The 14,733-nt window shown below is 68.0% G+C and carries 7 protein-coding genes and 4 pseudogenes; 1 reads left to right on the top strand and 10 read right to left on the bottom strand.

The window, feature by feature from the left end:
* The first annotated feature begins 39 nt into the window (after nucleotides 1-39).
* Nucleotides 40-1,575 carry a malonate--CoA ligase gene (locus ACFZ8E_RS19890; RefSeq protein ID WP_405043612.1) on the top strand — a complete coding sequence of 512 codons (1,536 nt, stop codon included), beginning with the start codon at nucleotides 40-42 and terminating at the stop codon, nucleotides 1,573-1,575.
* A 10-nt stretch (nucleotides 1,576-1,585) separates the two neighbouring features.
* Here ACFZ8E_RS19890 and ACFZ8E_RS19885 read toward each other — a convergent pair whose 3' ends face one another.
* The 10 genes and pseudogenes from ACFZ8E_RS19885 to ACFZ8E_RS19840 all read right to left on the bottom strand — a co-directional run bounded on the left by ACFZ8E_RS19885 (nucleotide 1,586) and on the right by ACFZ8E_RS19840 (nucleotide 14,704).
* Nucleotides 1,586-2,128 carry a TetR family transcriptional regulator gene (locus tag ACFZ8E_RS19885; protein ID WP_147726425.1) on the bottom strand — a complete coding sequence of 181 codons (543 nt, stop codon included), beginning with the start codon at nucleotides 2,126-2,128 and terminating at the stop codon, nucleotides 1,586-1,588.
* 264 nt (nucleotides 2,129-2,392) lie between these two features.
* On the bottom strand, nucleotides 2,393-5,518 hold the full coding sequence (locus ACFZ8E_RS19880) for an efflux RND transporter permease subunit (protein ID WP_405043610.1): 3,126 nt from the start codon (nucleotides 5,516-5,518) through the stop codon (nucleotides 2,393-2,395).
* Complete coding sequence (locus ACFZ8E_RS19875; RefSeq protein ID WP_405043609.1) at nucleotides 5,515-6,600, bottom strand: efflux RND transporter periplasmic adaptor subunit; 1,086 nt, start codon at nucleotides 6,598-6,600, stop codon at nucleotides 5,515-5,517. Before ACFZ8E_RS19875 ends, ACFZ8E_RS19880 begins: the two co-directional genes overlap by 4 nt.
* A gap of 737 nt (nucleotides 6,601-7,337) precedes the next feature.
* Nucleotides 7,338-8,479, bottom strand: a protein-coding gene (locus ACFZ8E_RS19870; protein ID WP_405043607.1) for an IS3 family transposase whose coding sequence is annotated in 2 segments (ribosomal slippage) — nucleotides 7,338-8,212 and nucleotides 8,212-8,479 — 1,143 coding nt in all. Because the reading frame shifts where the segments join, the coding sequence is not laid out codon by codon here.
* A 67-nt stretch (nucleotides 8,480-8,546) separates the two neighbouring features.
* Nucleotides 8,547-9,021 (bottom strand): annotated as a pseudogene (locus tag ACFZ8E_RS19865) (transposase); the annotation flags it as partial.
* Nucleotides 9,022-9,487: 466 nt separating this feature from the next.
* Nucleotides 9,488-10,936: a mannose-1-phosphate guanylyltransferase/mannose-6-phosphate isomerase gene (locus ACFZ8E_RS19860; protein ID WP_405043606.1), complete on the bottom strand. Its 1,449-nt coding sequence runs from the start codon at nucleotides 10,934-10,936 to the stop codon at nucleotides 9,488-9,490.
* 204 nt (nucleotides 10,937-11,140) lie between these two features.
* Nucleotides 11,141-11,558, bottom strand: a pseudogene (locus ACFZ8E_RS19855) (GDP-mannose 4,6-dehydratase); the annotation flags it as partial.
* A 31-nt stretch (nucleotides 11,559-11,589) separates the two neighbouring features.
* Nucleotides 11,590-12,829: pseudogene (gene tnpC / locus ACFZ8E_RS19850) on the bottom strand (IS66 family transposase).
* An 83-nt stretch (nucleotides 12,830-12,912) separates the two neighbouring features.
* Nucleotides 12,913-13,233: pseudogene (locus ACFZ8E_RS19845) on the bottom strand (GDP-mannose 4,6-dehydratase); the annotation flags it as partial.
* A gap of 40 nt (nucleotides 13,234-13,273) precedes the next feature.
* On the bottom strand, nucleotides 13,274-14,704 hold the full coding sequence (locus ACFZ8E_RS19840) for a phosphomannomutase (RefSeq protein ID WP_405043605.1): 1,431 nt from the start codon (nucleotides 14,702-14,704) through the stop codon (nucleotides 13,274-13,276).
* Nucleotides 14,705-14,733 lie beyond the last annotated feature (29 nt).

Raw genomic sequence — 14,733 nt, 5'->3', positions numbered from 1 at the left:
GGACCGCAGCCGATCATCCGTTTCGCTGAGCGTTGTGTCATGACGAATCATCTCTTCGCGTTGATCCGCGAGGCCCTGCCGGCGGATCCGGCGGCCAGCAGCTTCATCGAGACGCCCGACGGGCGCCGCTACAGCTACGCCGACATGCTCGCGCGCAGCGGGGCCTACGCGAACGCGCTGGTGTCCGCGGGCGTCCGCCCCGGCGACCGGGTCGCGGTGCAGGTGGAGAAGAGCGCCGAGGTGGTGTTCCTCTATCTCGGCGCGGTGCGCGCCGGCGCGGTGTTCCTGCCGCTCAACACCGCCTACACCGCCCCGGAGATCGCCTACTTCCTCGGCGACGCCGAGCCCGCCCTGTTCGTCTGCGACCCGGCCAAGCGCGAGGCGCTGGTGCCGGTCGCCGGGGACGCCGGGACCACCCGCGTGCTCACCCTCGATGCCGCCGGCCGGGGCAGCGCCGCCGAGGCCGCGGACGCGCAGGGCTCGGAGTGCTCCGACGTGCCGCGGGATCCGGAGGATCTCGCCGCGATCCTCTACACCTCCGGCACCACCGGGCGCTCGAAGGGCGCCATGCTCAGCCACGACAACCTCGCCTCGAACGCGCGCACGCTGGTCGAGGCCTGGCGCTTCACCGCCGACGACGTGCTGATCCACGCCCTGCCGGTGTTCCACACCCATGGCCTGTTCGTCGCGATCAACACCGTGCTGGCGTCGGGGGGCAGCATGCTGTTCCTGCCGCGCCTCGACGCCGGGCTGATCCTCAAGCTGATGCCGCGGGCGACCAGCATGATGGGCGTCCCGACCTTCTACACCCGCCTGCTCAAGGATCCGGGGCTGACGCAGGCGGCGACCGCGCACATGCGGCTGTTCACCTCCGGCTCGGCCCCATTGCTGGCCGAGACGCATGCCGCGTGGCGGGCCCGCACCGGTCACGCCATCCTCGAGCGCTACGGCATGACCGAGACCAACATGAGCACCTCGAACCCCTATGAGGGCGAGCGCATCGCCGGCACCGTCGGGTTCCCGCTGCCCGGCGTGGCCCTGCGCGTCGTCGACCCGGACACCGGCGCGCCGCTCGGCTCCGAGCAGGTCGGGATGATCGAGGTGAAGGGCCCGAACGTGTTCAAGGGCTACTGGCGCATGCCCGAGAAGACCGCGGCCGAGTTCAAGGTCGACGGCTTCTTCGTCACCGGCGATCTCGGCAAGGTCGACGCCCGCGGCTACGTCCACATCGTCGGCCGCGGCAAGGACCTGATCATCACCGGCGGCTTCAACGTCTACCCGAAGGAGGTCGAGGCCGAGATCGACGCGATGCCGGGAGTCGTCGAATCGGCGGTGATCGGCCTGCCGCACGCCGATTTCGGCGAGGGCGTCACCGCCATCGTGGTGGGTTCGAAGGACGCTCCGGACGAGGCGGCGGTGCTCGCCCATCTCGAAGGGCGACTCGCCCGGTTCAAATGCCCGAAGCGGGTTCTCTTCGCCGACGACCTGCCGCGCAACGCCATGGGCAAGGTCCAGAAGAACGCCCTGCGGGATCGCCACGCCGATTTGTATCGCGACGCGTCGAAGACGTCCTGACCAGCGGGCCTCAGCCGGCCACCGAGGCGCGCGCGGCCTCGATCAGGTCGTTCGCCAGCGCCTCGTCGTCCACGGCCCGAGCCAAGACGACGGCGCCGACGAGGGTCGACAGCGTCGCCAGCGAACGCTGCCGGCGGCGCTCGCGCGAGGCCTTCGGCGTGAGGTCGGCAAGGATGGCGGCGAGGCGTTCGACCCCGTGGGTGAACCGCGCGCGCACCGGGCTACCCGAGGGCTCCCGCGCGACGTCGTTGGCCAGGGCCGCGAGCGGGCACCCCTTCTCGGGCGCCTGGACGTGCCCGAGCGACAGGTAGTTCCCGACCAGGCTGTCGAGGTTGCCGCGGTATTCCTCCTTGATCGCGCACTCGAAGGCTTCAGCGGCCAGGGCGTCCTTGTTGGCGAACTGGCCATAGAACCCGCCATGCGTCAGGCCGGCCGCCCCCATGATGTCGGCGACCCCGACGCCGTGAAGGCCGCGCTGGCGGAACAGCGCCGACGCCACCTCGACGACGCGCTGCCGGTTCAGCCGCGCCTGCTCCTGAGACACCCTCGGCATCTTCGTCTCCTCGTCTCACGAGCGGCCGCCGCGCGGTCCGGCGGACGATGCGCTAACGCATCGCATCCGATGTGGATGCGACCTGTCATCTAAATCAGTCCACGGTCGCGCTGTCGCCAGTCGCTTTCCCCGCCTCGGCCCTTGCCGCCAGCACGAAGCGCCGCCCGTTCGACCGTTCGGGGCATGGGCTCGGGCTGGTCGATCGATCGATCGGGCACTTGCCGCGTCGCATGCGCGGCGGCGAGCGCCCTTCCGCACCAGCCCTCAGGATGGAACAGCGCCCGTCGTCGCAGTCGCGCCGTCTCGCCCGGAAACGACCGCGGGGCTCCGTGCATCCGCAGGTGTTCGGGCGACGCGGAACCACAAGGCGTAGAGGGCCGGCAGAAACAGCAGCGTCAGCAACGTTCCGACGCCGACGCCACCGATCAGGACGTAGGCCAGCGCCCCCCAGAACACCGAGTGGGTGAGCGGGATGAAGGCGAGCATCGCTGCGGCCGCCGTCAGGATCACGGGCCGCGCGCGGCGCACGGTCGATTCCACCACGGCCTCGTAATCCGACAGGCCCGAGGCGCGATCGTGATGGATCTGATCCACCAGGATCAGCGTGTTGCGCATCAGGATGCCCGACAGCGCGATCAATCCGAGGATCGCGTTGAAGCCGAAGGGCTGGTGGAAGATCAGCAGGGTCGGCACCGCGCCGACGAGGCCGAGCGGCGCGGTCGCGAACACCATGAACATGGTGGTGAACGAGCGCACCTGGATCATGATCACCGTCAGCGTGACGATCAGCATGATCGGGAACACGGCGATCAAAGCCGACATCGCCTTGGCGCTCTCCTCGACGGCGCCGGCCGTGTCGATGCGGTAGCCCGGCGGCAGCCTCGCCCGGATCGGATCCAGCAGCGGGAAGATCTGCGCATGGACGTCCGGCGGCTGCTTGCCGTCGAGCACGTCGCCCTGCACCCGGATGTAGCTCTCGCGATTGTAGCGCTTGAGCACCGCATCCTCGTTCCGGCTTTCCAGGTGCGCGACCTGCGAGACCGGCACCTGCCGGCCGTCCTTCGTCGCGAGCGTCAGGTCGCCGATCTCGCCGAGCGAGCGTCGCTCCGGGCCGGGGCTGCGCAGCAGCACGTCGACCGAGCGCAGGTTCTCGCGGACCTGGGTGGCGGGCGTGCCGTTGAGGTAGCTCTGCAGCTGCTGTCCGGCCTCCTTCGGCGTCAGGCCGATCAGGCGCAGGCGTTCCTGGTCGAGGACGAGGTGAAGGCCCGGCGTCCGGTCGCCCCAGTCGAGATGGACGAGCCGCATGTCGGGATTGCCCGCCATGACCTCGGCGACCTCGGCCGCGATGCGGCGGATGACGTCGAGGTCGGGGCCGACCACCCGGAACGCGACCGGGAATCGGATCGGCGGCCCGAACACGATCTGCAGCACCCGCACGCGCGCCTCGGGGAAGCGGCCGTCCTCGACGAGCTTGCGCACCTTCGCCCGGAGGGCGTCGCGGGCCTCAGCGTCCGCGGTCTGCACCACGATCTGCGCGAAGGCCGGGTCCGGCAGCTCGGGATCGAACGACAGCACGAAGCGCGGCATGCCCTGGCCGATATAGCTCGTGATCTCCTTGGCCTCCGGCAGGTCGCGCACCGCCGCCTCGACGCGCTGCACGGTGGCCTCGGTGGTGGCGAAGGCCGACCCGGTCGGCAGCGTGACCTCGACGATCAATTCGGGCCGCTCGGAGTTCGGGAAGAACTGCTTCTCGACACGGCCCATCCCGATGACCGCGACCACGAACAGCGCCACGGTGATGCCGGCTGCCGCCCATTTGTGATCGACCGAGGTGCGCACGATCCGGCGCAGGCGCTGGTAGTTCTTCGTGGCGTAGATCGCCACGTGGCCGCCCGCGACCGGCTCGATGTTCGGCAGCAGCTTGACGCCGAGATAGGGCGTGAAGGTCACGGCCACGATCCACGAGACGACGAGAGAAAACGCCACCACCCAGAAGATGTTGCCGGCATATTCGCCGGCCGTTGAGGCGGCGAAGCCCACCGGCAGGAACCCGGCGATGGTCACCAGCGTGCCGGTGAGCATCGGCGCGGCGGTGGCGCTCCAGGCATGGGTCGCGGCCTCGATCCGGTCGGCGCCTTCCTCCATGCGCACCACCATCATCTCGATGGCGATGATCGCGTCGTCGACGAGCAGCCCGAGCGAGATGATCAGCGCGCCCAGCGTGATGCGATCGAAGTCGCGCCCCGTCAGCATCATCACCACGAACACCGCCGACAGGGTCAACGGCACGGCGAGCGCCACGACGATGCCGACGCGGAAGCCGAGCGCCACCAGGGACACGAAGATCACCACAGACAGCGCGGTGAAGAACTTGACCATGAACTCGTGGATCGCCGCGTCGATGACCTTGGCCTGATCGGTGATCTTGGTGAAGCCGATTCCGAGGGCGAGGTCGTGATGGATCGCGACCTCCTCGGCATTGAGCGCCTCGCCGAGCTTGAGGCCGTTGAAGCCGGGCTTCATCACCAGGCCGAGCATCAGGGCCGGCTCGCCGTCGTTGTGGATCGCGAAGCTCTTGGGGTCCTCGTAGCCGCGCTTCACCTCCGCGATGTCGCCGAGCTTGAGGCTGCGGTCGCCCGCCGCCACCGGCAGGCCGCGGATCGCGTCGAGCCCGTCGATGGCGCCGTCCAGGCGAAGGTAGACCCGCGGCCCGGCTGTCTCGACGAAGCCGGCCGGCGTCACGTCGTTCTGGTTGGCGAGCGACGCCAGCAGCTGCTGGCCGGTGATCCCGAGCGTGGCCAGGCGCTGGTACGAGATCTCGACGAAAATCTTCTGCGCCTGCTCGCCGAGGATGTTGATCTTCTCGACGCCGGGCAGCCGCAGCAGGCGCTGGCGCAGGGCCTCGGCCTGGAGCACGAGCTGGCGGTGCGGCAGCCCCTTGGCCTGGAGCGCGTAGAGCGCGAAGTAGACGTCCGAGAACTCGTCGTTGAACAGCGGTCCCATCACCCCGCGGGGCAGGCTGGAGGCCTGATCGGACAATTTCTTGCGCGCCTGGTAGAACTCCGACTGCACCTTCCCCGGGGGCATGTTGTCCTTGAGGTAGACCTTCGTCACCATCAGGCCCGGGCGCACGGTGGTCTCGGCGCGGTCGTAGTAGACGAGCTCCTGCAGCCGCTTCTCGAGCGGGTCGGCGACCTGACGCTGCATCTCCTCGGCGGTGGCGCCCGGCCACGCCGCCGAGACCGTCATGGTCTTGACGGTGAAGGCCGGGTCCTCGCCGCGGCCGAGCTTCTGGAAGGCGAAGATGCCGGCGACCGTCACGGCGATCAGCAGGAACAGCGTGACCGCCCGCTCGCGGACGGCGAGCGCGGAGAGGTTGAAGCCGCTCATCGCTTCGCCCCCGTCAGGTTCGCGTCCGCCTGGCGCACCTTCTCGCCGGGCTTGAGCAGGTGGGCGCCGAGCGCCACGATGCGATCGCCCGAGCTCAGGCCCGCGACGACCTCGGCCCGCTCCTCGCCCATGCGCGCGACCCGCACGGCCTGCTCCCACACCGTTTCGGTCTCGGCGTCGTAGCGCCAGACCGCGGTGCCGTCGCCCCGGTCGAACAGGGCCGCGAGCGGCACCTCCACCGCGGGCTCGCGCCGGACGTCGTGGTCGGCGAGCCGAAGGGTGACCGTCGCCCCGAGCGGCGCAGCCTCGCCGCCGCCCGACAGGATGTAGCGCGCACGGTAGGTGCGGGTCACGGGGTCGGCCGTCGCCGACAGCTCGCGCAGGCGCGCCGGATAGGTCGCCTCGCCCTCGGCGTAGAGGGTGGCCGAAGCGTTCCCCTGCGCCGCGCGCCGGCTGCCCTCGGGCAGGAACACCTCCGCCTCCCGCGATCCGTCGCGGGCGAGCTTCACCACGGTCTGGCCGGCGGCGACGACCTGTCCCGGCTCGGTCGGCACCTCCATCACCACGCCGTCGGCATCGGCCTGGAGCTCGGCGTAGCCCGCCTGGTTGGCGATCTGGCTCGCCTGTGCCTCCGCATTGGCGAACTGCGCGATGGCGGCATCGGCCGCGCCCTTGTTCTGGTCGTAGGCCTGGATCGAAGTCCAGCCGTCGGCCACGAGCTTGCGGCTGCGCGCCTCGTCGGCCTTGGCCTTGATCATCTGCGCGCGGGCCGCCTCGACGGACGCCTTGGCGGCGTTCAGCGCGAGCCCGAAATCGGTCCGATCGAGCCGCATCAGCGGCTGTCCGAGGCGGACGCGGTCCCCCGGATCGACCAGCCGCTCGAAGATCTTGCCGCCGACGCGGAAGCCGAGATTGCTCTCCGTCCGCGCCCGAACGACCCCGGTGTAGCGCGAGACCGCCCCCTCGGCCGGGGCGACCGCGACGGTCTGAACGAGCGGTGGTTTCTCAGGCACCGCCGTCTCGGCCGGCGAGCACGCCGCCAAAGCGAGGCTCGTCAGCAACATCACCATACCGACATTCATCGCCGCTTCCCCGACCCCGATCGAACTCACCATTATTATTATGATCATCATTTATTACGGAGCGGTGATCTCGTCAATGGCGAGGGCGGCTCGATCCGGTGAGCTCGGATTGAAAATTATCGGCTCACCGTTCGCCACGGTTCAATTAGGACACCCCGGTCTTCTGCCCCGGACGGATCTACCACGTCAGCATCTCGGCGGCTGCATATGCCATGTTGCCCCTCCCAGCCGCACGGCCAGTCAGGCATATCGAACGCAGCATAGGTCTTCGCCGAGGGCAGCATCATCCGACACATTGACGGAAACGGCATGATCTCGGCATCGCGCGATTTTCATCATCGACGCCGCAGATGCTCGGTCGCTGCAAGATCCTGGCTACCTCGATCGAGGTCGTGCGGATGGGTTTATGACCTACGTGCGCTACGATCTTGTCGGCGGTATCCCGTCGAGCAATGACGGTATAGAGTTAGGCTGTGTAGATCCGAACAGGTTTGATGATTGCGGTGGCCTTGGTGCGGGCGGTTCGGGCCCGGTGCTTACACCGACCGGCACGACATAAGATTTCGATGGAAGTAGCAAGCTTTGCCAGTCTGGAACTGACTGGCCCTCACGAGGTAGACCGAGGGTAAAGTGAGTGCACGGTGGGCCGCTCCGCCACGGGTAGCTTGGCCGGCGGAGCTGGTCGGGCGAGCGCAGCTGTGACCTGACCGGTATTTTGGACCGAGCCAATTGAGAGGCTACTGCATGGTGGCGGCCATGGGTAGCCGGAAGGCCAGACCCGGGTAGCTGACGGGCGCGGGCGGCCGATAGCCCAGCGACGAATGCGGTCGAACGCGGCTGTAGGTGGTTTGCCAGAGACCGATCACGATCTGCGCCTCCTTCAGCGAGTAGAAGATCTCCTGGCGTAGGCACTCGTCGCGCAGCTTGCCGTTAAAGCTCTCGCAGTAGCCATTCTCCCACGGGGATCCTGGCGCGATGTACTGGATCTGTGAGCCAGCTTTGGCGACCCATTTGCGCAACGCCTTGGAGATCATCTCTGGGCCATTGTCGCAGCGAATGTGCTCCGGGATGCCGTGCAGGCACATCGCGTCGGCCAGCGCCTCGATCACGCCGACGCTGTTGATGCGCCGCGCCACCTTCAGCGCGAGGCAGGCACGGCTGTGCTCGTCAATCAGCGTTAGGATGCGCAGAGAGCGCCCATCGTGCGTCTGGGCTTGCACGAAGTCGAAGCTCCAGACGTGATTGCGATGAAGCGGTCGTAGCCGCACGCAGGAGCCGTCGTTCAGCCACAAGCGGCTGCGGGGTCTATGTCGGCTGGGGACCTTCAGCCCCTCGCGACGCCAGATGCGCTGAACCCGGTCTTTGCCTACCTGCCAGCCGGCTGCCTGTAGCAGCGCGGTGACTCGGCGGTAGCCGTAGCGTCCGTACTCGGACGCCAGGGCGATCATGGCCTGGGTCAGTGCATCCTCGTCGGCCAGCACGGTAGGCACGTAGCGTTGCGTGCCGCGGTGCTGACCGACGATCCGGCAGGCGTGACGTTCCGAGAGGCCGTACTTCTCGCGGATGCCGTTCACCGCCTGCCTGCGTCGCTCGGGGGCTACAAGTTTCCCGAGGCGACGTCCGCCAGCACCTGCTTCTCTAGAGAAAGGTCGGCGACGAGCCGGCGCAGACGAGCGTTCTCGCGCTCCAGATCCTTCATCTTCCTGGCTTGATCGACCTGAAGGCCGCCGTACTCCTTGCGCCAGCGGTAGTAACTCTGCTCGGAGATCTCCGCCTCCCTGCATGCAAGGGCCAAACTCTTGCCCTGGGCCGTCTGCACCTCAATCTGACGCAGCTTGAGCACGACCTGCTCCGCGTTCGTCTTCTGGCCTCGCCGCATGTCCAACTCCTTTGGTCCTGGCTGATCCTCTCAATCAGCCCGGTCCAAAGCCAGCCGGTCAGGCCAGTCGCAGTAGAATATGCAGCCGTCTGTAGCCGTAGCGCACCCGCGCCGCAGCGAGTTCCTTCAGCCGCATCCGCAGCGCAACCTGCGGGTCAGAGCGCTTCCTGTAGCGCTGGGACAAGCGGCCAAAACCGGTGGCCTGGCAGGCCCGACGCTCGCTGATGCCGTAGGCCACCTGCAGGTGGCCGGCGACTTCACGGCGAGCGCCGGGCCTTACCACTTTCGCTTCAGGACATCCTGCAACATCGAGCGGTCCAGCGTCAGGTCGGCCACCAATCGTTCAAGCTTGCTGTTCTCGTCCTCTAGCTGCTTCAGCCGCCGGATCTCCGGCACGCCCATGCCGACGAACTGCTTCTTCCAGCGGTAGAATTCGCCTTGGACACGCCCATCTTCCGGCAGACTTCGTCCACCGAGGCGCCGTTCTCCGGCTGCCGCAGGGCGAAGGCGGTCTGTTCATTTGTGAAGCGTTTGCGAGGCATGGCATCCACCCTCTTCAGGGTTGAGGATGCCCGAAAACCTTGCGCTCAGCGCGGACCAGTTTGCTGGGTCAGGGTCACAGGCTTGAAAGCCATACCAAAGCGCGGACCACTGCAATGGGGGGATCAATACTACTTTGGATTGAAAAGCTTTGAGCGGTTGATTGTTTCTTTCATATACATAAAACATTATTGTACATTGCGCTTCATACTCAAAGCAGTAAAAAATTTTAGGATCGTTTTTCAATTTTTCTACCTTGCCTATAATGTTCAAATGAGTTTAATTCATATACGTATACTCATGTAGTGCTTTTATCGGAAACTAACCATAATTCTTAGGCCCTGATGATTCGGGAGAAACTACTTTAATTTATAGGCTGAACGCGCTTTCGCTCGAATTATGCCTGACGGATATCATGATTTTAAAGAGTTTGGTGCTTTACACCGCCCGCATAACTCGTCGTCATTTTCACCGCCCGTAGACGTCCTGGACGCGGATGATGTCGTCCTCGCCGGTATAGGAGCCGACCTGGACCTCGATCAGTTCGAGCGGGATCTTGCCGGGGTTGGTCAGGCGGTGCAGCGAGCCGATCGGCAGGTACACCGCCTCGTTCTCGTGCACGAGGACCAGGCGCTCGCCCAGCGTCACCTCCGCCGTGCCCTTCACCACCACCCAGTGCTCGGCGCGGTGGAAATGCTTCTGCAGCGACAGGCGCCCGCCCGGCGTCACCATGATGCGCTTGACCTGGAAGCGCTCGCCGATGTCGACGCGCTGGTACCAGCCCCAGGGCCGGTACATCCGCCGATGCGCGTCGGCCTCCGGATGGGCCCGGGCCCGCAGCACCCCGACCAGCTCCTTGACCCGGCCCGACTGGGCCTTCGAGGCGACCAGCACCGCGTCGGGGGTGGCCACCACCACCACGTCGTCGAGGCCGACCACCGTGGTCAGCCCCTCGCCCTCGCTGTGCACCAGGCTGTTGCGCGTGCCCAGGAGCTCGACCCGGCCGCGCACCGCGTTGCCGGCGGCGTCCTGCGGCAGCACCTGCCAGACCGCGTCCCAGGTGCCGACGTCCGACCACGGGAACGACACCGGCAGCACGCCGGCGCGCGTCGTGCGCTCCATCACCGCGTAGTCGATCGAGATCTTGGGCGCCTGCCCGAACGCCGCCGCGTCCAGGCGGACGAAGTCGAGGTCGACGCCGGCCCGCTCCAGCGCCGCCCGGGCGGCGGAGAGCACCGCGGGCGCGTGCGCCTCGAGCTCGGCCAGCATCAGGTCGGCCCGGAACAGGAAGTAGCCCGAGTTCCACAGGGCGCCCTCCGCGATCAGCGCGGCGGCGCCCTCCGCATCCGGCTTCTCGACGAAGCGCTCTACCGCGAAGGCGCCCTCGGCCTCCGGCAGCGCCCCCCCGCGGCGGATGTAGCCGTAATCGGTCGCCGGGCGCGTCGGCTCGATGCCGAGCGTCATGGTGTAGCCGGCCCGCGCGCCGACCGCCGCCGTGCGCACGGCGGCGGCGAAGGCCGGCACGTCGCCGATCACGTGGTCGGCGGCCATGATCAGCACCACCGCCTCCGGGTCGGCCTTGGCCGCGTGCAAGGCCGCCACCGCCACGGCGGCGGCCGAGTCGCGCCCCTCCGGCTCCAGGATGATGTCGGCGGACATCCCGGCCTGGGCCAGCTGCTCGGCGACGATGAAGCGCGACTCGGCCGCCGCGATCACCGCCGGCCGGGCGAAGACCGCCGCGTCGCCCACCCGCCGCGCGGTGGCCTGGAACGTCGATTCCGACGCGTCCACCAGCCGCGCGAACTGCTTCGGCATGCTCTCGCGCGATACCGGCCACAGCCGCGTGCCCGAGCCGCCGCACAGGATCACGGGCAGGATAGCCAACGACACTGTGGGGGATTGCAAGATTCTGTTCATGTCTTCCAGCCAGCTCATTGTTTTGTTAGCTTTAGTCTTCCTTGGAAGTGATCGAGCACTCCGGCGAGCGCTGCGTCACAGTCACCGCAGAGCGATCTGCCGATCGCGGCGCGGAGCCACGTCGTGTCGCCCGCCGCCCCCGTGATCAGGATCCGTTTCATGGGTGCACGGGGCTCGGGGCGGACACGACGCGGCGTTTGCGGATCAAGCGCGGCCGCCGAGGCGCTTCAGGTCGGCCTCAACCATCTCCTGGATCATCGCCTCGAAGGAGATCTCGGCCTTCCAGCCGAAGGCGGCCTCGGCTTTGGCCAAGTTGTCCAGCAGCACCTCGACCTCGGCCGGCCGGTACAGCTTCTCGTCGATGACCAAGTGGTCCTCCATGGCGAGGCCGACATGCCGGGAGGCGAGCGCGCTTTTGTCGCGCAGTGTCGTCGTCCGCCCGGTGGCGATCACGAAGTCGTCGGGCTTGTCCCGCTGCAGCATCATCCACATCACCCGGTGTGTAGTCCTTGGCGTGGCCCCAGTCACGCTTGGCGTCGATGTTCCTGAGCCGCAATTCCTTGTCCAGTCCCAGCTTGATCCGTCCGACGCCATCCGTGATCTTGCGGGTTACGAACTCGACGCGTAACTATCTACCCCTGTGACGGCCGGGTTCAGGCGCCGATGGTTTTGAGGGTGGTACCGAAGGGGCTGCCGCCGTTGAGGCGTGCGGTATCGACGACGGCGCGGATGGCGGTTTCGCCCTCGGCGGCCCACGTCGCGCGGTAGCGGTTGGTGACCTTCCGCTGGACGATGGACGGACGCAGCAGCCTCTTTGAACCGTTGTTGGTCAGTTCGACTGCGCCGGGGTGGACGAGGAAGACGAGGAGATTATGCCGATCCCGGCCGATCTTTGCCTGGAGGTCGCGGGTCAGGTCGCAGCGGCTCGGCGTGGCGAGATGGCGCTAAGTTGTCGATCCAGACTTCGACGTTTGGCGGCCAGCGTCGAGGCGGCCAGATCGGTGACGCGCTCGGCCAGGGCGAACACGGATTGCAGCTAAAGTTGTAGGCGCCAGGGGATCGTCGCTCGCTTCGACGACGTAGGCAACGTCGCGGGCGAGATGGGCAAGGCAGGTCTGGTGGGCGGCGGCGTGGCTCTGCTGGGCGATGTAGCGGTCCGAGATCCACACCGCTGGCCGATGCCCGTCCATCATCTCCCTCACCACGACGGCGCCCCGCGTCGGCGATGTCGTGTGCACCGCGGCCTTGGGCCGAATGGAACACTCAGTGGTAGGCGTTGCTGCCCTGGATGCACACGCCGGTCTGGTCCGAGGCGACGACGGTGGCCCGACGCAATGTCGAGACGGCCTCTTCGCGCCCGGGCCGGAAGCACGCTTGCACCCGACGGAGCAGGTTCATCAGCCCGCCTTGGCTGAGCGTCAAGCCGAACAGGTCCGACAGCGCTGCCTGCAACCGTTCGTAGGAGAGCACCTGGAAGGTCTACAGATACGTCGCCACCGCATAGAGCCGTCGTGGGCCGAAGGGCGTCCCGCGCGCCGCCTCCGGCACCAGCGCGACGACCCGCACCCCGCACGTCGGGAAGTGCACGGCCAGCTGCCGATGCTGGTTGACGGCCGTTGCCACCTCCGGCAGCTCGATCCGCTCGGACACGCTGACGATCTCCGCGGGAAGCCCCTCGTGCAGAGAGCCGCCCCAGCACGTGCAGCGTTCCGAGAGATGCTCGGCGACCGCATCGGGGTCCTCGCTCATCACGCGGCTGTAGCCCTCATGGCCAGCCTTCGCCCCACTGAATTTGGCCTTCTCGCGCCGCTCCTTGCGATCCGTCGCTGACGGCCTCGAAGACGTGCATGAGGTCTTGGCCGGGCACTGCATACTCAGCACCAAATCGAACATTTCCTCGCGCCTTAGCCACTCAAGATCACTCGGGCCATCCCCCGAAGAAATCAATGTAATCTGACCCGCTCAAGCGGGTGGATAATTAGCTCGACCCCGCGCAGCAGCCTCTCGTGGTTGAACAGGATCCCGTTCGAGGCGTGCAGGGCGAAGCTCTCGCGGTAGTTGATCGTCATCCAGTGCGCGTAGAGCTTGGCGACGCCGTAGGGCGAGCGCGGGTAGAACGGCGTCGCCTCGCTCTGCACCTGCTCCTGGATCAGGCCGAACATCTCCGACGACGAGGCCTGGTAGTAGCGCGCGTCGGGCTTGAGGGTGCGCACGCATTCGAGCAGGTTGACCGCGCCCAAGCCCGTGATATTAACCAAGTTTTCGGCCGCGCGTTGCAGCGACGGTCCGCTATGGATGACGCGCCGTTAAACTCGATCTTTGCACGGGACGCGGCCGCTACGCGCGCTCGGCCTGGGCTGCCATCGCCGCCGCCGCCGCGTCGAGCCCCCAGGCGAGGAGGTCCTTGGCTTCCGCGGCGGTCGGCGCCTCGGTGTAGCACCGCAGCTCGGGGGCGTTGCCCGAGGCGCGGAAGTGGATCGTGCGGCCGCCGTCGAGCGCGATCCGGATCCCATCCTGCGCGTCGACCGCCTCCGGGGTGCCGACCGGCTGCAGGAAGGTCCGGCGGAACGACGCGTCGCCGAGGCTTTGCAGGAGGGCGCCGCTGCGCTCGGCCGGCGTGTCGGGCAGCCGGTCGCTCGCCATCTCGCCGACGTTCAGCGAGGCCACGAGGTCGGCCAGCGCCAGCCCCGCCTGCCGGGATGCGGCCAGCGTCGCCAGGATGGGCAGCATCGCGTCGCGCGTCGGCAGGGCGGGCAGAACCTTGTCGCCGACCGCGACGTCGGAGCCGAGCAGGAAGCCGCCGTTCGCCTCGAAGCCGGCGACCGCCTTCGCCCCCGCCCGCCGCGCCTGCTCCATGCCGGCGATGACGAAGGGCGAGCCGACGCGGGTGCGCAGCACCTGCCCGAACCCGCCGGCCTGCTCGATCGCCGAGCCGGCGGTGACGGGCACCACCACCGCGTCGACGCCGAGATGGCGCGCGGTGATCAGGCCGAGCACGTCGCCGCGCACGATCCCGCCGGCGGCGTCCGCGACCAGCGGCCGGTCGGCGTCGCCGTCGGTGGTGACCAGGGCGTCGAAGTCGCCCGAGGCCATGACCTCGGCGATGAAGGCGACGTCCTCCGGGCGGTGGGCCTCGGTGTCGATCGGGACGAAGGTCTCCGAGCGGCCGATCGGCGTGACCTCGGCGCCGAACGCCGCCAGCAGGTCGGCGAGCAGGTCGCGGGCGACCGAGCTCTGCTGGTAGGCGGCGACGCGGATCCCGCTCAGGGTGTCGGGCGGGAAGACGTCGCCGTAGCGGCGCCGGTAGCGGTCGATCACGTCCGGGGCCGGCGTCGCGGCGACGGGGGCCGCCATGGTCCCGGCCGTGGCGACGTCGCCGAGGGCGGCGAGGATCGCGACCTCGTCGGCCTTGGTGATCTCGCCGTCGGGCCGGTAGAACTTCAGGCCGTTGCGGTCCTGCGGGATGTGGCTGCCGGTGACCATCACGGCGCAGGCCCCGCGCCGCATCGCCTCGAGCGCCAGGGCCGGCGTCGGAAGCGCGCCGCAATCGATCGCCGCGAAGCCCGCCGCGGCGGCTGCGGTGGCGACGGTGGCGGCGATGCCGGCGCTGCTGTCGCGCAGGTCGCGCCCGATCACCACGGTGCGGCCCGGGCAGCACGCCGCGCCGACGGAGCGGAAGAACGCCCCGGCATAGGCGTAGCTCGGCCACCCGACGAGGTCCGTTACCAGGCCGCGCAGGCCGCTCGTCCCGAACTTCAGGCTGCTCACGACGGCCTCTCCACGCCTCTCACCGATCG

It is taken from the genome of Methylobacterium sp. HMF5984, from assembly GCF_045033435.1.
In the GTDB taxonomy this organism is placed as follows: domain Bacteria; phylum Pseudomonadota; class Alphaproteobacteria; order Rhizobiales; family Beijerinckiaceae; genus Methylobacterium.
Note: the sequence above shows the minus strand (reverse complement) of the source record. Positions and strands in the feature narration are given on the sequence as shown.

What these genes read in the sequence shown, in the direction of transcription:
- ACFZ8E_RS19890 (WP_405043612.1), top strand. Translation starts at nt 40, where the DNA reads ATGACGAATCATCTCTTCGCGTTGATCCGCGAGGCCCTGCCGGCGGAT.
- ACFZ8E_RS19875 (WP_405043609.1), bottom strand. Translation starts at nt 6,600, where the DNA reads ATGAATGTCGGTATGGTGATGTTGCTGACGAGCCTCGCTTTGGCGGCG.
- ACFZ8E_RS19860 (WP_405043606.1), bottom strand. Translation starts at nt 10,936, where the DNA reads ATGAACAGAATCTTGCAATCCCCCACAGTGTCGTTGGCTATCCTGCCC.
- ACFZ8E_RS19880 (WP_405043610.1), bottom strand. Translation starts at nt 5,518, where the DNA reads ATGAGCGGCTTCAACCTCTCCGCGCTCGCCGTCCGCGAGCGGGCGGTC.
- ACFZ8E_RS19885 (WP_147726425.1), bottom strand. Translation starts at nt 2,128, where the DNA reads ATGCCGAGGGTGTCTCAGGAGCAGGCGCGGCTGAACCGGCAGCGCGTC.